Source organism: Duganella phyllosphaerae, assembly GCF_001758785.1.
Taxonomy (GTDB): domain Bacteria; phylum Pseudomonadota; class Gammaproteobacteria; order Burkholderiales; family Burkholderiaceae_D; genus Rugamonas; species Rugamonas phyllosphaerae.
The window spans coordinates 1-18,755 of the sequence record NZ_LROM01000078.1 but is presented as its reverse complement, the minus strand read 5'-3'; the positions used below and the strand labels follow the sequence as shown (position 1 = coordinate 18,755).

The following is an 18,755-nucleotide window of genomic DNA, read 5'->3' as shown; positions in this document are numbered from 1 at the left end:
AAAGCCGGGTTCGCCCGGCTTTTTTTCGCCCCGTTTTTTTTATCGCAGTGCCTAAGCAGCTGAACTAAGCAGGTATAATTCGCGCCATGAACGCCCCCTCCGATCCGCAAGTCGATTCGCTCCGCGTCCCGCCGCATTCCATCGAAGCAGAACAGTCCGTCATTGGCGGCCTGCTGCGCGATAACGCCGCGTTCGACCGTATCGCCGACATGATGAACCCGGACGATTTCTACCGTTACGATCATCGCATCATCTTCGAACAGATCGTCAAGATGATCAACGCGTCCAAGCCGGCCGACGTGATCACCGTGTTCGAAACCCTCACCCAACTGGGCAAGGCCGACGACGTCGGCGGCCTGATGTACCTGAACGCGATGGCGCAAAACACGCCATCGGCAGCCAATATCCGCCGCTATGCCGAGATCGTGCGCGATCGTTCGATCCTGCGCCAGCTGATCACCGTGGCCGACGAAATTTCGGGCCAGGCTTTCAGCCCGCAAGGCAAGGAAGTCAAGCAGATGCTCGACGAGGCCGAGTCGAAGATTTTTGCCATTGCCGAGCAGGGCGCCCGTGGCGCCGCCGGCTGGCTGGCGGTGCAGCCGCTGCTGACCCAAGTGGTCGAGCGCATCGACGAATTGTATTCGCGCGACAATCAATCCGAGATTACCGGCGTGCCGACCGGGTTTATCGACCTCGACCGCATGACGTCGGGGCTGCAGGGCGGCGACCTGGTCATCGTGGCCGGCCGTCCGTCGATGGGTAAAACCGCGTTCTCGGTCAATATCGGCGAGAACGTGGCGATCGAAGCCGGCCTGCCGGTGGCGATCTTCTCGATGGAGATGGGCGGCGCCCAGCTGGCCATGCGTATGCTGGGCTCGGTCGGCCAGCTCGACCAGCACCGCCTGCGTACCGGCCGCCTGAACGACGAAGACTGGCCACGCCTGACCCACGCGATCCAGAAGATGAACGACGCCCAGTTGTTCATCGACGAAACCCCGGCCTTGAATCCGATCGAGATGCGCGCGCGCGCACGCCGCCTGGCGCGCCAGTGCGGCAAGCTCGGCCTGATCATCGTCGACTACCTGCAACTGATGCAGGGTTCCAAGCAGGGCGACAACCGTACCGCTGAAATTTCCGAGATTTCGCGCTCGCTCAAGGGCCTGGCCAAGGAACTCGGCTGCCCGGTGATTGCGCTGTCGCAGCTGAACCGCTCGCTGGAACAACGCCCCAACAAGCGTCCCATCATGTCCGACCTGCGCGAATCGGGCGCAATCGAGCAGGATGCGGACGTGATCATTTTCCTGTACCGCGACGAGGTGTACAACCCCGACTCGCCGGACAAGGGAACGGCCGAAATCATTATCGGTAAGCAGCGTAACGGCCCGATCGGCTCGGTACGGCTTACCTGGATCGGCCAATATACCAAGTTTGGCAATTACGTCGGTAACCTGGCCCTGTACCAAGGCGATTAAGCCCCATACAACCAGAACGACGCTTCTTTACGCCGCGCCCGTATCCCGGGCCGGCAATCTGTAGTAATGACGAATCATTGATCGGAGAAAGACATGTTTGGACGCTTGATGCCCACCGAGGGCAAATTTTTTGACCTGTTTAACCAACACGCCGACCTGTGCGTCAAAGGTGCAAAAGAAATGCTGGGCCTGATGTCCAACTTCGACGACCTGGAAAATCGCGTGCACGCGATCGAGAGCATCGAAAAACAGGCCGACAAGATCACCTATCAAACCGTGGACCTGCTGCACAAGACCTTCATCACGCCGATCGACCGCGACGACATCCACAAGCTGATCACCCGCCAGGACGACATCCTCGACCTGCTGGAAGACGCGGCCCAGACCGTCTCGCTGTACGACCTGCACTCGGTTACTCCGGAAGCGCAGCGCCTGGCCGAACTGGTCCTGGCCTGCACCGAGAAGGTCCAGGCTGCGGTGGCCCTGCTGCACAACATGGACAACTCGCGCGAAATCGTCGCCATCTGCGAAGAAATCGACCGCCTGGAATCGGACGCCGACCACGTGATGCGCGCCGCCATGTCCAAGCTGTTCCGCGACGAACCCGACGTGCGCAACCTGATCAAGATGAAGGCCATCTACGAGATCCTGGAAACCGTGACCGACCGTTGCGAAGATGTGGCCAACATCATCGAAGGCATCATCGTCGAAAACGCGTAAGCTCAACAGAAAAAGAACAACAGATGAATTCCATCCAAATCAGCATCTGGGTGCTGGGTATTTTGATCGCCCTGGCACTGGTGTTTGACTTCATGAACGGCTTCCACGACGCCGCCAACGCGATCGCCACGGTGGTGTCCACCGGCGTGCTGAAACCGCAAACGGCAGTGGCCATGGCCGCCTTCTTCAACTTCATTGCCATCTTCGTGTTCCACCAGCTCACGGTGGCGGCCACGGTGGGCAAGGGCACCATCGACCCCAACGTGGTGGACCAGTACGTGATCTTCGGCGCGCTGGTCGGCGCCATCGTCTGGAACGTGGTGACCTGGTACTACGGCATTCCATCGTCGTCGTCGCACGCACTGATCGGTGGCCTGGTGGGCGCAGCGGTAGCCAAGAGCGGCACCGGCGCCCTGATTTCCGCCGGCCTGATCAAGATCGTCGTGTTCATCGTGCTGGCGCCCCTGATGGGCTTTATCTTCGGCTCGATCATGATGTTGCTGGTGTCGTGGATTTTCGTGCGGTCCACGCCGCGCCGGGTCGATAAATGGTTCCGTCGCCTGCAACTGGTGTCGGCTGCTTCGTACAGCCTGGGCCACGGCGGCAATGATGCGCAAAAAACCATCGGGATCATCTGGATGCTCTTGATCGCCGCCGGTTATTCGCAGGCTGGCGACGCCGAGCCGCCGCTGTGGGTGATCATTTCGTGCTATACCGCGATCTCGTTCGGCACGCTGTTCGGCGGCTGGCGCATCGTCAAGACCATGGGCCAGAAAATCACCAAGCTCAAACCGGTGGGCGGCTTCTGCGCCGAAACCGGCGGCGCCATCACGCTGTTCGTGGCGACCGCACTCGGTGTGCCGGTCTCGACCACCCACACCATCACCGGCGCCATCGTCGGCGTGGGCGCCTCGCAGAAGATGTCTGCGGTGCGCTGGGGCGTGGCCGGTAACATCGTTTGGGCCTGGATCTTCACCATTCCGGCGTCGGCGTTCGTTGCGGCGATTGCCTGGTGGGCCGGACGTCACATTCTGTAAGATTACAAAGGGAGCTGCGGCTCCCTTTTTCATCATGTTAAAAATTGAATACAAGCAGTTGATGGACCTGGCGCTGGCATCCCAGGATATCAGCGGCGCCTGCACCTGCAACCAGGTGCCGCTGGCAGCCTGGCAGGCGCTGCCGATGACTTTGGAGCTCGACCACTTCGACGAAGTGGGCACGCTGGTGGACGACCCGTACGACGAGCCCACTTTTGCCGAATATCACCCCAACGGCACCCGCTACGACAGCCCGGACGCCCCGATCGCGCCGCGCTACTACCCCTGTAACATCAGCCAGGTAGCCCGCTGCCGCGATTGCGGACGGCACTACCTGCGCTACAACGAGGCCGGTGGGTATTTCACCGAGTTGCGGATCCGGGCGTTGCAGCCGGGGTTGCTGGTGGATGTGGCGTTGTAGCAGTAGAATTTTTTAAGGCAACGGCTCTTCGAGCCAATTTTCGATTTGAATCCCTGGGTAGGCAGCGAAATCACGAACGTTGTTGGTCACCAAGATGATTTGCAACGACAGCGCGTGTGCGCCGATCAGTTTGTCGAGCTGATCCCTTTTGCGTTCTTGGGTCGCATGGCGTATGGGGCCATAAGCGGCTGCGGCGCGTGCATCAAACGGCCCACCGGAATTGACTTGATCAGATTGTTCAGATGTCTGCGCTGGCGCACGCGGTCGCTGCTGACCAGGACCCCAAATTCCAGTTCGGCGAATGTGATGGCGGAAATCATCACGTCGCCGACACTACACTGTGCAAACCGGCGCGCCACCGCCGGCGGTTGGTTCTTCATCAGGTAGATGCAGATATTGGTGTCCAGCATGTACCGGGACATCAAAGTTTCTCACGATCTTCCTGCTCTTGCGAACCGCGCCCTTCGGCAAGAAAATCGGGAGAAAAGCGGGCGAACTTGCGCAACACGTTGGCCAGCGATTTTTTTGGGGCTGGCCGAATGCGCAGTGCTTCGCCGATCTTTTCGATTTCCAAGTCGAGTTCGGTATTTTTAAAAGCAAGCTCAGCAGGGATTTTTACCGCTTGAGAGTTGCCTGCTTTGAATGCCTTGGTGCTATGCATTTGTGCCTCCCTGTTTATGCCGACTATCACGCTGCCGACCATGATTTGACACGGCCGGCAGCGATAAGTTCAACAGAACACACCACATTCACACTACAAACAACTTGTCATACGCCGCCAGCAAGCTCTGGTGCAGCGGGCTGCCTTCGAAGTTCGGGCCGAGCGGGTCGAGGCCGAAGAAGCGTTCGGAGCCGTCGAGCAGCGCTTCGGCCAGCGCCAGCGTTTGTTCGCCGTAGAACAAGGTCAGCGACTGGCGATAATTCTCCGGTTCGTCGAGCTTGAGGATGGTTTCGATGCAGCGGTACACCAGCAGGCGCGGCGCTGGCAGGTCGCGGTAGTGGCGGATCCAGTCGCAGCCTTCCAGCACCGCTTCCTCGTCGCCCACCACCAGCGCAAGCAGCGTCTTCAGCTCGCCAATGCGCAGCTGCTTCCATGGCGTGCCCGCTGGCACTGCCAGTCCCAGGATTTCCCAGACCGGCCGCTCGTCGTTGAGGTTGGACGTTTGCAGTTCGGCCAGCAGCGACGTGCATTCCTGCACCGACAGGTCGTGCAGGCGCGCCAGCAGCGGGCGCAGCGCATTGCCGGCGCTGTTGTTCTCCCATTCGAGGTCGTCGAGCGGATAGATTTCCGAGAAGCCCGGCACCACGATGCGGCAGCTGTACACGCCTTGCTCGTCGAAGTCGGCCACGTAAATATCCTTGCCTTCGGCGTGCAGCGCATCGACCAGCCACTGGTAGTCGGCGGCGGTGGTGGTGCTGAAGTTCCAGTCGACGAACGGATAGTCGGAGGTGTCGCTGAAAAAGTCCCAGCTGATTACCCCGCTCGAATCGACGAAATGGATTTCCAGGTTGGCCACCGCGTTAATTTCGGTCATGTCGAAGCCGGGCGCGGGCAGGCCGGCCAGCGCCTCGAGCGGACGCCCCTGCAGCAGCTCGGTCAGCGCGCGCTCCAGCGCGATCTCCATGCGCGGATGGGCGCCGTAGGACGACAGTACGCCCTGGTCGGCGGGGTTGACCAGGGTGATGTTCATGACCGGGTATTTGCCACCGAGCGAAGCGTCCTTGACCAGCACACCGAAGCCGGCCGCGCGCAAGGCACCGATACCGGCGCGCAGGCGAGGTTGGCGCGCAATCACGTCGTCGGGCACGTCGGGCAGGCACAGGCCTTCGGCGATGATGCGGGACTGGATGGCGCGCTCGAAAATTTCGGCCAGCGCCTGGGCGCGCGCTTCGTCGAGGGTATTACCGGACGCCATGCCGTTGCTGACGTACAGGTTGCCGATGATGTTGACCGGGATATAAGTTGTAGCGTTGTCGCGCAGGCGCGTGTAGGGCAGGGCGCAGATCCCGCGCGCGTCGTTGCCCGAGTTGAGGTCGATCAGCGCACTGGCCGGGATCTCGCCTTGCGGGTTGTACAGCGCGTGCAGTTCGGGGTTGAGCAGGTCCACCGGCCAGTTGCCGTCGGCGCCCGCAGCGAACCATTTTTCGCGCGGATGGTGCACCACCGGCGCCTTGGCGCGGGCTGCGCCCAGGTGGTAGTGCGCCCAGAAATAATGCGTGCCCAGGCGCTCGGCGAATTCGCCCCAGGCGCTGGCGCGCGCGGCCAGCTCGGTGGCGCCCTTGCCATTGGCGTACAGGAGTGGGCAATCACGGTCCTGCAGGCGCAGCGACCACACGCCATCGACCGGGTGCAGCAAGGCCGATTCTTCGAGCGCGAAACCGCGTGCGGCCAGCCTGGCTTGCAAGGAGGCGATGGTGGTTTCGAGGGCAAGGTCTTTACCCGGGATGAAGGTTTCTGAAAACGTTGCGGTATTCATCGTAGGCTCTCGGTATGGGGAATGGCCCAGCATACCCCAAGCCGTGCACGGCCTGTCGCCCGGGTCGGGTACAATTGCTGCACCGCGCCATCGCCCTTCGCAGCGCTTGTCGCAGCTACTAGCGCATCATTATGCTGGGCTTAAGTGTGGGATGGGTCCTACGTAATAATACGCCGTTCGCTGCTTACCGATGCTTGCCTGGCCGGGCACAATACGGCCTGGATTCAAACAGCAAAGCAAAGCAGAATATGAAAATCATCGATCAGCGTTACATGGACAGCGATAACCGCTACTCCACTCAGCCATGCCTTCTCAGCATTCTCGAAGTAGACGACACGCCGGCCAGCCCGGTCGCCATGGCGTCGCTCGACCAGCGCTTGCTGGCGCTGCTGCCGGGCGTACGCAACCAGGCTGCCATGGTCGGTTTGCGTGCAGAAGGCGTGCCGCAAATCGTGCGCGTGGTGCAGCAGGTCGCGATGGAGTTGCGCCGCCTGGCCCTCAATGAAGTGTCGGTCGGATTCGTCGGCGTGGTGCCGCGCACCCGTGGCCGCTACCGCCTGGTGCTGCCTTATGGCGCCACCGCCCGTGCGGCTGCCGCGCCGGCGCTGCGCATCGCCACCCAGATGGTGTCGGCGCTGCGTGCCGGCAAGTCGTTCAACCTGCAAGCTGCCGTGGCGCGCCTGCGCGCACTGGCCGACCGCCGGTCGCTGCCGCGTTCGCAGCGTGCGGGGTTTGCTGTCGCTGCCTGAGATTAAACCCCGCACTGCCACGGCTGGGGTCCCACCCCGAACTCCGGGGGCGGGTTTAGTCCAGCACTACCTGCAAGCCCTCGTAAGCCAGCTGCACCGTCAAATCGCCCAGGCGCCCAGCGTGGCGCGCCATTACCTGCGCAAACACCGTTTCCAGTTCATCGTCGCTGCGCGTCGGCTCGTGGTGGGTGCAGTACAGCGCCTTGGCGCCAACCCGTAGCGCCAATTCCACCGCCTCATCGAACGTCCCGTGCCCCCAGCCCTGCTTGGCAGGGTACTCTTCCCGCGTGTAAGAACAATCGACGATCAGCGCGTCGACGCCGGCGAGCAGGTCGTCGATGGCTTGCGACCGCGCGCGCACCTGCCGTTCGGCTGCAGCATATTCCGGATGGTCTGCCCGATGCGGGTTGTAGAACGGTTCGTGGTCGCCGGTAAAAAATACCGACTTGCCGTTGCAGTCGATGCGGTAACCGAGGTTGATCACCGGGTGGTTCATGACCACGTTCGAGACCTGGGCGTCGCCCACCATGATCGGCTCGCCAGCGACGAGCGACTGGTATTCGATGGTGGCGCTCATCTGGGTTTCGCTGACCGGAAAATAGCTGTTTTGCAGCTGCACATTCATCACGTGTTCGATGCCGTGGCCGGTGTCGGGATCGGTGACGCCGTGCAGGCGCACGCGGCTGCCGCGCACGAACAGCGGCGTGAAGAACGGCAGGCCGTGGATGTGGTCCCAGTGGCTGTGGGTGATGAAGATGTTGGCGTGGATGTTACCGCGTTTGTTGTCCAGCAGTGACTGCGCCAGCGGAAACAGTCCGGTGCCGGCGTCGATGATGAGCAGGGTGTCTTTGTCGGTGCGAACTTCGATGCAAGTGGTGTTGCCGCCGTAGCGCGCCGTGCGCGGGCCCGGTGAGGGGATGGAACCACGTACCCCCCAGAATGTGAATTTCATGCGCTTCCCTGGTGTTGTGCTGTTTTTAAGTCTGTTTTCCGCCGATCATATCTTTATTTCCGCAAGGCAGGGTTGAAACGCAACAACTTGTGTTCAAATTGTGTATCCAGGAAATTTGTCGTGTACACAAACTTGCACTGAGGATAGACTTTCACTATGCAAGAATTATCCCCTTCTCAAATCGCCCAGCGCCTCAACCTGTTGACCGAGCTGAGCGTTACGCTTGGCAAATCGCACGATACCGACACCCTGCTCGAATACATACTTCAGCTGGCCAAGCGCATGACCAATGCCGACGGCGGCACGCTGTACCGTCCCAGCGACGACCGCCGTGCGCTCGACTTTCACATCCTGATCAACGATACGCTGGGCATCCACCAGGGCGGCCCTGGTGGCGAGCCCATCCGCGCACCGGCGATCCCGCTGTTCGATGCCGCCGGCGCGCCCAACCTGTCCGCCGTGGCCGCGTATGCTGCGCACTCGGGCGAGTCGGTCAACGTGGCCGATGTGTACCAGCCGCAGGCCGAAGGATTCAATTTTTCCGGCATGCTCAATTTCGACCGCCAGCGTCAATACCATTCGAAGTCGATCCTGACGGTGCCGATGCGCGACCACGAAGGCGAGCTGACCGGCGTGCTGCAACTGGTGAACGCGCGCGCGCCGCAGACCGATGCCGAGATCGACGCCAATGAGGGCGCCACCATCATCGCCTTCAACCAGACCGACCAGCGCTTCATCGAGGCGCTGGCGGCGCAAGCGTCGGTGGCGCTCACCCACCAGCGCCTGATCGCCCAGCTCGAGGAATTGCTCGAGTCGCTGGTCAACCTGATCAACATCGGCATCGATGAAAAGTCGCCGTACACGGGCCGCCACTGCCAGTTCGTGCCGGAGCTGACCATGCGCCTGGCCGAGGCGGTGCACGCCACCAAAACCGGCCCGCTGGCCGACTTCCGCATGACCGACGCCGATCGCAAGGAACTGTGGATGGCCGGGCTGCTGCACGACTGTGGCAAGATCACCACGCCGGTCCACGTGGTGGACAAGGCCACCAAGCTGGAAACCATTTTCGATCGCATTGCGCTGGTCGATACGCGCTATGAAGTGCTCGAGCGCGACGCCACAATCGCTGCGCTGGAGCAGAAGCTGGCGCTGGCCACCAGCAACACTGCCACGCCGGCGGCGCTGGCCGATATCGACCAGGCGCTGGCGGCGCAGCAGCAAACCCTGCGCGCCGAACGCGCTTTCCTGCGCGCGGCCAACGTGGGCGGCGAGGGCATGGCCCCGGCCGACCAGCAGCGCGTGCGTGATATCGGTACGCGCACGTGGACCGACATGGACGGCGCCCAGCGCCAGTTCCTCGACGCCGACGAAGTGCTCAACCTGTCGATCCAGTACGGCACGCTGACCGCCGACGAGCGCAAGATCATCAACAACCACATCTCGGTCACGGTGCGCATGCTCGAAGCGCTGCCGTGGCCGCGCCACCTGCGCAACGTGCCCGAATACGCGGGCGGCCACCACGAGCGCATGGACGGCAAGGGCTATCCGCGCGGCCTGACCGGCGACCAGATGTCGGTGCAGGCGCGCCTGATGGCGATCGCCGACATCTTCGAGGCGCTGACCGCGTGCGACCGCCCGTATAAAAAGGGCAAGATGCTGTCGGAGTCGATTGACATCCTCGGCAAGTTCGCCCTGAACGGCCACATCGACCCGCAGCTGTTCGATATCTTCATCCGCAGCAAGGTCTACCTGCAGTTTGCGCAGCAGCACGTGGATCCGCGCCAGATCGACGCCGTCGACGAGTCGCGCATTCCCGGCTACGCGCCCTGATGCGCTGGCGCTGGCGTTCCAGCTGGTCGCGGATGCTGCTGGGCGTGCTGCTCACGCTGCTGGCAGCGTGCGCCAGCATCGGCCTGTTCGGCGCTGACACCATCGGCCGGCTCGACGCCATGCTGGGCGACATGCGCATGCGCGTGGAGGCGCCGCAGCTCGACCGGCGCATCGTGATCGTCGATATCGATGAAAAAAGCCTGAACCAGATCGGCCGCTTTCCCTGGGGCCGCGATGTCCAGGCGCGCCTGGTCACGCAATTGACCGGCCACTACGGCGTGGCGGCGGTCGGCTTCGACATCTCGTTTCCGGAGCCTGACCACACTTCCGGCTACGGCGTGCTCGAGAGTTTGGCCAAGGGCGAACTGGCCGGTGTGCCGGGCCTGCGCAGTCAGCTCGAACGCCTGAAACCGCAAATGGATTACGACGCCCTGTTCGCCGAAGCCATGCGCGGCCAGCCGGTGGTGCTCGGCTACAGCGTGTCGGACCGGCAAAAGAAGGGCGTGTTGCCCAAGCCGGCGTTCACGGTGGCTGACCTGGGTGGACGTACCGTGACGGCATTTACCGCGTCCGGCTACGAGGCCAACCTGGCCCGCTTGCAACAGGCGGCGCAGGGCGCCGGCATCTTCACGGCGCTGACCGACAGCGACGGCGTGCTGCGTTCGTCGACCCTGCTGCAGCGTATCGGCGACGGCTATTATCCGTCGCTGTCGCTGGCCACCGCCAGCGTGTACCTGAAGGCGCGCGCGATTGCGCCGGTGTTCAGCGCGGCGGCCGGCGACATGTCCGAGGCCGAGCGCGAGCATGGTGGCCTGGACCGCATCGCCATGTTCACGCCGCGCGGACAACGGTCGATCCCGGTCGGCGAAGCCTTGACCACCACCATCGAGTTTCGCGGCAAGGGCGGCCCCGACGGCGGCGCCTTCCGCTACGTGTCGGCGGCCGACGTGTTGATGGGGGCGGCGCCGGCCGATGTGCTGCGCGGCGCCATCGTGCTGGTGGGTACCACTGCAGCCGGCCTCAACGATATCCGCGCCACGCCCGTCAACGCCGAGTTTCCCGGGGTGGAAGTGCACGCCAACCTGATCAAGTCCATCCTCGACGGCCACTTCAAGTCGCGTCCCGATTACGCCCTGGCGATCGAATTCGGCCAGGTGGTGCTGGTGGGCCTGCTGCTGGGCGGCGCCCTGGCGCTGGCGCCACCGGCCCTGGCGGTGCTGCTGGCCGTGGGCGCGCTGGCCGGCGCGCTGGGCCTGAACTGGTGGTTGTATCACAGCGCCGACGCGGTGCTCGACAGCGCCGTGGTGCTGCTCTTGATCGCCGCGCTATTCGTCGCCAACCTGGCCTGGGGCTATTTTTTCGAAGTGCGCAGGGGCAGGGCGCTGGTCTCGCGCTTTGGCGAGTACGTGGCGCCGGAACTGGTGGCGCAGATGGCCGACAATCCCGGCCATTACAACATGGACGGCGAAAGCCGCGAACTGACCGTGCTGTTTGCCGACGTGCGCGGCTTTACCGCCATTTCGGAGCAGATGACGCCGCAGGAGCTGCGCGAATACATCAACCTGTACCTGACCGCCATGTCCGAGGATATCCGCGACAGCCATGGCGGCACGCTGGACAAGTACATCGGCGACGCCGTGATGGCATTCTGGGGCGCGCCGGTGGCGTTTGCCGACCACGCGGTGCGGGCCGTGTCCAGCGCCTTGCTGATGCAGCAAAGCGCGGCGCGCCTGAACCAGCAATTCCAGGCGCGCGGCTGGCCGCCGTTGCAGATCGGCATCGGTCTGAACAGCGGCTTGATGCACGTGGGCGACATGGGTTCGCGGATCCGCCGCGCCTATACCGTGATGGGCGACGCCGTCAACCTGGGCGCGCGGCTGGAAGGCATTACCAAGGTATATGGCGTGGGCATTGCGGTCAGTGAATTTACGCGGGCGCAGGCGCCGCAGTTCGCGTACCGCGAACTGGACCGCGTGCGGGTCAAGGGCAAGACCGAACCGGTGGCCATTTTCGAGCCGCGCGGCGTGCTGGCCGACGCCGATCCCGCCGAACTGGCGCTGCTGGCCAGCTGGGCCCGCGTGCTGCAACTGATGCGTGCGCAAGACTGGGATGGCGCCGAGACAATCTTGCTGGAATTGCCCGATGACGGGTTGCGGCGGCTGTACACCGCGCGCCTGCGCCGGTATCGCGACACGCCGCCCGGCGCGGACTGGGATGGCGTGACGAACTTTGAGACAAAATAACTTCGGCAATGTAGAAATTTCTGACTAGAAACGATAATCGGTCTAAAATTTGTCTTCAATCAATTGATGTCCGGCTGCAACTCGCTGGACATGTCACCACAAGAACTCTCACACATGAACGATCGTCTGGTGCGCCTGCTTGCAGGTTCCGCGCTGTTGCTGTGCGCGTCCTCCGCAAATGCACTTTCCCAGGAAGCCGACACCGTCGCCGCAGCGCCGGAGTCGCCCCGCTTCGATATCGCCCGTTACGAGGTCAGCGGCGACACCCTGCTCGGTGAGCCATTGGTGCAAGCACTGGTGGCGCCGTTTGCCGGCCGGCAGCGTGATTTTGGCGCCATCCAGCAGGCGGTCGAGGCGCTCGAAAACGCCTACCGCGAGCGCGGTTACACGCTGGTGATGGTCGCCCTGCCGGAGCAGGAGCTCGACCGGGGCGCGGTGCGCCTGACCGTGGTGCAGACGCAGATCGGCAAGGTGGCCATTGCCGGCAACCACTACGTGGACAACGCCAATGTGCGCCGCGCGCTGCCGGGCCTGGTCGAAGGGCAGACGCCGAACATGCCGGCCCTGAGCCAGAGCCTGGTGCTGGCCAACGAGAATCCGGCCCGCAAGCTGGAAGTCAAGCTGGCTGGCGGCGAGGCCGAGGGTGTGGTCAACGCCGACGTCACGGTGGTGGACGACAACCCCTGGAAAGCCACCCTCAACCTCGACAATACCGGCAGCGACAGCTCCGGCAAGACCCACGCCGGCGTGGTGCTCCAGCATGCCAACCTGTGGGGCCGCGACCACGTCGCCAGCGTGCAGTACACCACGTCGCTCGAGCATGGCAGCCAGATCGGCGTGTACGGTGCCGGCTACCACGTGCCGCTGTACGCGCTGGGCGACTCGCTGGACTTTTTTGCCAGTTACTCGAACGTCGATTCCGGCACGGTGTCGGCCGGCATCGTCGACCTGGCCGTGAGCGGACGCGGCACCACCGCGGGGGCGCGCTACAACCAGAACTTCGGCAAGCGCGACAACTACGAGCCCAAGCTGGTCTACGGCCTCGACTTCAAGGCCTACCGCAACAGCCTGCAGTTCTTCGGCACCGAACTGGGCACGGATGTGACGGTGCGTCCGATCAGCATCGCCTACATCGGCACCTGGCGCCTGGAAAGCGGCGAGGCCAGCGTGGGCGTCACGCTGGCGCGCAATATCCCTGGCGGCAAGAATGGTAGCCAGCAAGACTTCACCCTGGCGCGCGTGGGCGCCAAGGCCGGCTACACCGCCTTGCGCCTCAGTGGCAGCGTCAGCCAGGCCCTGGGCGAGGGGAGCGACTGGCAGTGGCGCGCGCTGTTCAACGGCCAGTACACGCCCGACGCCCTGGTGCCGGGCGAGCAGTTCGGCGTGGGCGGCGGTGCTTCGGTGCGCGGTTTTCTCGAACGCGAGGTGAGCAATGACAGCGGCGCCAACCTGAACCTGGAACTGTACACGCCCCACTGGTGCGGCAACGGCGGCTACCAGTGCCGCGCGCTGGCCTTTTACGATACCGGCTGGGTGCGCCGCAACCACGCGTTGCCCGGCGAAGTCGCCAGCATGGCGATCGGCTCGGCCGGCCTTGGCCTGCGCATGATGCTGAGCCGCTACGCCAATGTGCAGCTCGATTATGCCCACGTCGTCAACCCCGGCGAAACCGGGCGCCGCGACGCCAACCGCCTGCATTTCAGAGTTGCGCTCAGCTACTAGGTTGATTACCAGGATAAACATCATGACCCAACACACACCATCGCGCGCCGCGCCCGCCAATCGCACTGTCGAACCACCGCTGCGCCGCACTGCGCTGGCGCTGATGGTCGCCGGCTGTTTCAACGCCGCCCATGCCAACCCGGTCGCGCCGCAAGTGGTCAACGGCCAGGCCACGTTCAACCAGCAGGGCAACCTGTTTACGATCACCAATACGCCCAATACCATCATCAACTGGCAAAGTTTTTCCGTCAACGCGGGCGAGATCACCCGGTTTGTCCAGCAAAACGCCGGCAGCAGCGTGTTGAACCGCATCACTGGCCAGGACCCCAGCAAGATCCTCGGCTCGCTGCAGTCGAACGGTAAGGTGTTGCTGATCAATCCGAACGGCGTGCTGTTCGGCCGCGATGCGCGGGTCGATGTGGCGGGGCTGGTGGCGTCCAGCCTGGCGCTGTCGAACCAGGACTTCCTGGCCGGCAAAATGAACTTCAAGGCCGGCGACACGGTCGGCGCTGTCATCAACCAGGGCGCCATCAACGCCGGCAGCGGCGGGCAGATTCTGTTGATCGCACCGAACGTGGAAAACAGCGGCATCATCACCGCGCCCAACGGCGACGTGATGCTCGCAGCCGGCCAAACGGTGCAATTGGCCGACGCCGCCAATCCCGACCTGCGGGTGGTGCTGTCGGCGCCCGCCGACCAGGCCATCAACATCGGCCAGGTGGTGGCGCAGGGCGGACGCATCGGCATGGCCGGCGCACTGCTGAACCAGCGCGGCGTGCTCAACGCCAACAGCGCAGTGGTGGGTGAAAACGGCAAGATCGTGCTCAAGGCCAGCGGCAAGACGCTGCTGGAAAGCGGCAGCGTCACCAGCGCCACCAGTGCGGCAGGCAAGGGCGGCGAGATTACCGTGCTCGGCGACCAGGTGGGCATGCTAGGCAACGCCAGGGTGGACGCCAGCGGCGCGCTTGGGGGCGGCACGGTGCTGCTGGGCGGCGACTACCAGGGTAAAAATCCGGCAATCGTCAATGCGCGCCAGGTGGCAGTTGGCAAGGACGCCACCATCGTTGCCGACGCCATGGAAAGCGGTGACGGCGGCAAGGTGATCGTATGGGGCAACGAAACGGCGCGCGTGTTCGGCAATATTTCGGCGCGCGGCGGCGCGGCGTCGGGTAACGGCGGCCTGGTGGAAACCTCGGGCCATTACCTGGCGGTTGACGGCATCCGCGTCGATACAAGCTCGCGCCGGGGCAAGGGCGGCAACTGGCTGCTCGATCCCTTCGATATTACCGTGGTGCAGGGCGCCAGCGGCGAGTTGGGCAGCGTTGACCAGTTTGACGAGGCGCCATTGTTCGGCACCGCCATCATCGGTGCGACGACGATTTCCAATGCCAGCAGCAATGTGACATTGCAGGCCACGCACCGTATCAATTTCAACGCCGCCATCGACATGGTCAATGCCGACATCGGCATCACCGCCACTGCCGGCGAGGCGATCAATGTCAACGCGCCCATTACCACCCAGGGCGGCGCGGTAATCCTGTCGGCCAACGACGCGACCGGCGGCTTTGCGTATGGCGCCAGCGGCAACATCAACCTGACCGGAGCGATCGACACAGCCGGCGGCGATGTCACACTAGCGGGCGCAAACATCATCGGCATGGGCGCGGTCGTTGTCGGCAACGGCAACCTGAGCTTGAAGAGCAACCTGGCTGGCGGCTCCATCCTGTTGAGCGGCAGCGGCGACCAGTTGACCGGCAGCGGCAGCGCGGGGCAAGCCGTGCTCTTGCAAGGCGATATTATCAACTTTAGCGGCGGCCTCAATTTCGGCGGCGCCGCCGGTTTGGCCACGCTGACCATCAAGCCGCTGGTCCCTGGCCTCGAGATCGATCTCGGCAGCAAGCCGTTAGGCGTGCTGGGCCTGACGGCCGATGAACTCAACAATGTTGCCGTCCATACCGTCAATATCGGCGACGCCGGTTCCGGCAATATCACCATCAGCGCACCGCTCAACCTGGCCCACCAGCAGCAGACGGACGGCATCAAGAACCTGAACCTGGAAACCGGCGGCTCCTTTACCTCCGCCAACAAGCTGACCATGCTCCAGGCCGACAGCGCGCTGCAGGTAACGGCCGGCGTCGGTATCACGGTCGCCAATGGCGGCGGCTTGGCGGCCGGCGCCACCGTCAGCCTGGTGGCTGACAATATGAGCCTGGGCGGCGCGGCGCAATCGATCAGCGCCGGAACCGGGACCGGCACCGTCAACCTGCAGCGCCTCAGCAACGGCGGCAGCATCGACATCGGCAGCGCGGGCGCGGATAGCGCCGAGAGCCTGGGCTTGAGCGACACCGAACTGAAAACCGTCAGTGCGCCGACGCTCACGATCGGGCGCCAGGAATACGCCGGCGCGCTGAACCTGCAGGGCGCGCTGGACCTCGGTACCTCGAGTAACCTGGATGTGCTGGAACTGCGCACCGGTGGCGAGATCAACCTCAATGGCGCCCTGGCCGTTCCCAAGAACCTGACGATAGCGGCGTTCAATGGCGCACAGAACTCTGCCATCAATGCCAGTGGCATCGTCAGGGTGGGCGGCGCCTTCGTGCTCGAAGGCGGTAATTGGGTGCAGAACAATGCCAGCCTGCCGGCGTTTTCGGCCAACAGCTTCAGGATAGACCGCGGCAGCTTCTTGCGCGTCAAGGGTGGCAATGGCGACCTGGCGACGCCGTACCAGATCGCCGACGTGTATGGCCTGCAAGGCATCGATACGCAGAGCTACACCAAAAATTACACCCTGGTGGCCAATATCGACGCCAGCGGCACGGCCAACTGGAACCTGGACCAAACCCGCAGCGGTTTCGCGCCCCTGTTCAGGGGCGACGAGTTTACCTATGGCGGCATCTTCGATGGCGGTAATCACAGCATCAGCGGCTTGACCATCAACGGTGGCGCCAACCCGCCATATTTTGGCAGCGGCCTGTTTTCACAAATGCAGGGCGGTACCATCCGCAACCTGGCGCTGGTGGGCGGCAGCGTGAGCGGCGGTAACAACGTCGGCGCGGTAGTGGGTAACAACGATGGTGGCATGCTCAGCAATGTGAGCAGCAGCATGGCCGTTACCGGCATCGACACGGTTGGCGGCCTGGTGGGCGTCAATAGCGGTACCATCAGCACGGCGACAGCCACTGGCAACGTCACGGCGCTGACCAAGGACTTTACGGGCGGTTCGTCCGTGGGCGGCCTGGTCGGCAGCAACAACAGCGGCGGCAAGATCACCGCGGCGCGTGCTACCGGCGTCGTCGATGCCCGTGGCACCCAGGTGGGCGGCTTGGCCGGCAATAATGAAGGTGACATCTCGCAAGCGTATGCCACCGGCGCGGTGGGCGGCGTAGCCGATGTCGGCGGACTGGTCGGGCGCAACGCAGGCACCATCACCGACGCGTATGCCACCGGCTCGGTTGGCCTGGCCAATTCCCCCGTGGACGTTTACTCAAGCAACCTTGGCGGCGTGATTGGCCTGAGCCAGGCGGGCAGCAGTGCCAGCAACCTGTATTTTTCCGGCACTGTCTCTGGCGACGGCTTTGCTTCCGGTACCGTGGGCGCCGTGGTCGGCAGCGCCGAGCCGGGCGCTCGCGTGGGGTCCGCTTTCTTCGGCTATCAAACTGCGGGCACCGATCGTGATCAGGGCGGTGCCACCGGCCTGACGACGCAGGCGATGCAGATGCAAGGCAGCTTCGGCGGCTTCAATTTCGGCGATAACGCGGTCTGGCGCATTTACGAAGGTCACACCACGCCACTGTTGAAGGCATTCCTGACGCCCTTGCAGGTCAGCGCCAGCGGCGCCGCCAGCAAGGTCTATGATGGCACGGTGGCCAGCGTCGGCGCCCTCGGCTATGCGGGCTTGCTCAATGGAGATACTGCCCCCAGCGGTACCGCCAGCTATGGCAACGCCGTCAATGTCGGTAGCTATGCACTGGGCGGCCTGTGGTCGACACAGTACGATATCAGCTATGCGGGCGCCTCCACCATGACCATCACGCCGCGTGCCCTCAGCGTTATTTTAAGCGGCAGCAAGGTGTATGACGGCCAGCTCGGCTTTGCCGGTTCAACTTTAAGCCTGGGCAATACCATCAGCGGCGACACCGTGGGTGTGACCGGCACCGCGCAATTTGTCGACAAGAACGCTGGCACCGGCAAGGCGGTCAATATCAGTGGCCTGGCCTTGACCGGCAACGGTCTGGGCAACTACAGCCTGGCAGACACCGCCAGCGGCACCGCCGACATCAGCCGCGCCACGCTGGCCCTGGGCAGCGTCAGCGCAGCCAATAAAACCTACGACGGCAGCACCAGCGCCAGTTTCGGCGGCAGCCTGACCGGTGTGATCGGCGCCGACCAGGTGCAGTTGTCGGGCGTCTTGGCCAGTTTCACCGACAAGAACGTGGGTGTGGCCAAAGACGTGAACTACAGCGTGACGGGCAGCAATCTGAGCGGCAACGATGCGGCCAACTACGTACTGACTGCTGCCGCAGGCAAGACCAGCGCGGCCATCACGGCGCGCACGCTCAATCTCGGTTTTACTGGCGTCAGTAAAACCTACGACGGCAGCGCTGCGGCGACGGTGACGATGACCGATGACCGCATCGCCAACGACGTGCTGATGGCAACTGCTGTTGCTTCGTTTGCCGACAAGAATGCAGGCGTCAACAAGTCCGTGACGGTGCAGAACGCCAGCCTGTCCGGCACCGACGCCGCCAACTACGTGCTGTCCTCGACCACCGGCGCCACCAGCGCCACCATCGCGCAGCGCGCGCTGGCGCTGGGCTTCACGGCAGCGGGCAAGACCTATGACGGCACCACCGCCGCCGCAGTGGCTGTAACTGATGACCGGGTTGCCGGTGACTTGCTGACCGCAACGGCTACCGGCGCCTTTGCCGACAAGAATGCGGGCGTCAACAAGACCGTGACGGTACAGAACGCCAGCCTGTCCGGGACCGACGCTGCCAACTACGTGCTGTCTTCGACCATCGGCGCCACCAGCGCCACCATCGCGCAGCGCGCGCTGGCGCTCGGCTTCACGGCAGCAGGCAAGACCTATGACGGCACCACCGCCGCCGCAGTGGCTGTAACTGATGACCGGG

Annotated in this window: 12 protein-coding genes and 1 pseudogene; 9 read left to right on the top strand and 4 right to left on the bottom strand. The window is 63.6% G+C overall.

All coding sequences use genetic code 11. The annotated features are described in order from the left end of the window. Positions 1-86: 86 nt before the first annotated feature. From DUPY_RS10600 to DUPY_RS10585, 4 genes are all read left to right on the top strand, one after another. Positions 87-1,472 (top strand): replicative DNA helicase, encoded by a 1,386-nt coding sequence (locus tag DUPY_RS10600; protein ID WP_019922637.1) that lies wholly within the window; start codon positions 87-89, stop codon positions 1,470-1,472. 93 nt (positions 1,473-1,565) lie between these two features. Beyond that, entirely contained in the window at positions 1,566-2,192 is a 627-nt protein-coding gene (locus tag DUPY_RS10595; protein WP_019922636.1) for a DUF47 domain-containing protein, read from the top strand. Between the two features lie 23 nt (positions 2,193-2,215). Continuing rightward, positions 2,216-3,229 carry an inorganic phosphate transporter gene (locus DUPY_RS10590; protein ID WP_070247821.1) on the top strand — a complete coding sequence of 338 codons (1,014 nt, stop codon included), beginning with the start codon at positions 2,216-2,218 and terminating at the stop codon, positions 3,227-3,229. Positions 3,230-3,263: 34 nt separating this feature from the next. Further along, complete coding sequence (locus DUPY_RS10585) at positions 3,264-3,650, top strand: hypothetical protein (protein WP_070247819.1); 387 nt, start codon at positions 3,264-3,266, stop codon at positions 3,648-3,650. Positions 3,651-3,662: 12 nt separating this feature from the next. On the opposite strand, the pseudogene DUPY_RS10580 reads toward DUPY_RS10585, so the two are convergent. The 3 genes and pseudogenes from DUPY_RS10580 to ycaO all read right to left on the bottom strand — a co-directional run bounded on the left by DUPY_RS10580 (position 3,663) and on the right by ycaO (position 6,127). Beyond that, positions 3,663-4,072: pseudogene (locus tag DUPY_RS10580) on the bottom strand (type II toxin-antitoxin system VapC family toxin). After that, entirely contained in the window at positions 4,072-4,311 is a 240-nt protein-coding gene (locus tag DUPY_RS10575; RefSeq protein WP_070247817.1) for an antitoxin, read from the bottom strand. Before DUPY_RS10575 ends, DUPY_RS10580 begins: the two are co-directional and overlap by 1 nt. Before the next feature lie 88 nt (positions 4,312-4,399). Beyond that, complete coding sequence (gene ycaO, locus DUPY_RS10570; protein ID WP_070247815.1) at positions 4,400-6,127, bottom strand: 30S ribosomal protein S12 methylthiotransferase accessory factor YcaO; 1,728 nt, start codon at positions 6,125-6,127, stop codon at positions 4,400-4,402. Positions 6,128-6,375: 248 nt separating this feature from the next. On the opposite strand from ycaO, the gene DUPY_RS10565 reads away from it, so the two are divergent. Beyond that, positions 6,376-6,876 (top strand): hypothetical protein, encoded by a 501-nt coding sequence (locus DUPY_RS10565; protein ID WP_070247813.1) that lies wholly within the window; start codon positions 6,376-6,378, stop codon positions 6,874-6,876. Positions 6,877-6,931: 55 nt separating this feature from the next. Here the strand turns inward: DUPY_RS10565 and DUPY_RS10560 are convergent, their stop codons facing one another. Then, entirely contained in the window at positions 6,932-7,828 is an 897-nt protein-coding gene (locus DUPY_RS10560) for an MBL fold metallo-hydrolase (protein WP_070247811.1), read from the bottom strand. A 156-nt stretch (positions 7,829-7,984) separates the two neighbouring features. On the opposite strand from DUPY_RS10560, the gene DUPY_RS10555 reads away from it, so the two are divergent. The 4 genes from DUPY_RS10555 to DUPY_RS28375 form a co-directional block, all read left to right on the top strand. Then, complete coding sequence (locus DUPY_RS10555; RefSeq protein WP_070247810.1) at positions 7,985-9,658, top strand: GAF and HD-GYP domain-containing protein; 1,674 nt, start codon at positions 7,985-7,987, stop codon at positions 9,656-9,658. Continuing rightward, entirely contained in the window at positions 9,658-11,901 is a 2,244-nt protein-coding gene (locus DUPY_RS10550; protein ID WP_070247808.1) for a CHASE2 domain-containing protein, read from the top strand. The genes DUPY_RS10555 and DUPY_RS10550 overlap by 1 nt, the downstream gene beginning before the upstream one ends. A 114-nt stretch (positions 11,902-12,015) precedes the next feature. Beyond that, positions 12,016-13,623 carry a ShlB/FhaC/HecB family hemolysin secretion/activation protein gene (locus DUPY_RS10545; protein ID WP_070247807.1) on the top strand — a complete coding sequence of 536 codons (1,608 nt, stop codon included), beginning with the start codon at positions 12,016-12,018 and terminating at the stop codon, positions 13,621-13,623. A gap of 22 nt (positions 13,624-13,645) precedes the next feature. Further along, positions 13,646-18,755, top strand: a 5,110-nt coding sequence (locus DUPY_RS28375) for a beta strand repeat-containing protein (protein ID WP_070247805.1), incomplete at its 3' end; no start/stop codon positions are given.

Excerpts from the sequence above, each read along its gene's own strand:
- DUPY_RS10545 (WP_070247807.1), top strand. The coding sequence starts at position 12,016 with ATGAACGATCGTCTGGTGCGCCTGCTTGCAGGTTCCGCGCTGTTGCTG.
- DUPY_RS10585 (WP_070247819.1), top strand. The coding sequence starts at position 3,264 with ATGTTAAAAATTGAATACAAGCAGTTGATGGACCTGGCGCTGGCATCC.
- DUPY_RS10590 (WP_070247821.1), top strand. The coding sequence starts at position 2,216 with ATGAATTCCATCCAAATCAGCATCTGGGTGCTGGGTATTTTGATCGCC.
- DUPY_RS10595 (WP_019922636.1), top strand. The coding sequence starts at position 1,566 with ATGTTTGGACGCTTGATGCCCACCGAGGGCAAATTTTTTGACCTGTTT.
- DUPY_RS10565 (WP_070247813.1), top strand. The coding sequence starts at position 6,376 with ATGAAAATCATCGATCAGCGTTACATGGACAGCGATAACCGCTACTCC.
- DUPY_RS10550 (WP_070247808.1), top strand. The coding sequence starts at position 9,658 with ATGCGCTGGCGCTGGCGTTCCAGCTGGTCGCGGATGCTGCTGGGCGTG.
- DUPY_RS10575 (WP_070247817.1), bottom strand. The coding sequence starts at position 4,311 with ATGCATAGCACCAAGGCATTCAAAGCAGGCAACTCTCAAGCGGTAAAA.
- DUPY_RS10555 (WP_070247810.1), top strand. The coding sequence starts at position 7,985 with ATGCAAGAATTATCCCCTTCTCAAATCGCCCAGCGCCTCAACCTGTTG.
- DUPY_RS10560 (WP_070247811.1), bottom strand. The coding sequence starts at position 7,828 with ATGAAATTCACATTCTGGGGGGTACGTGGTTCCATCCCCTCACCGGGC.
- ycaO (WP_070247815.1), bottom strand. The coding sequence starts at position 6,127 with ATGAATACCGCAACGTTTTCAGAAACCTTCATCCCGGGTAAAGACCTT.
- DUPY_RS10600 (WP_019922637.1), top strand. The coding sequence starts at position 87 with ATGAACGCCCCCTCCGATCCGCAAGTCGATTCGCTCCGCGTCCCGCCG.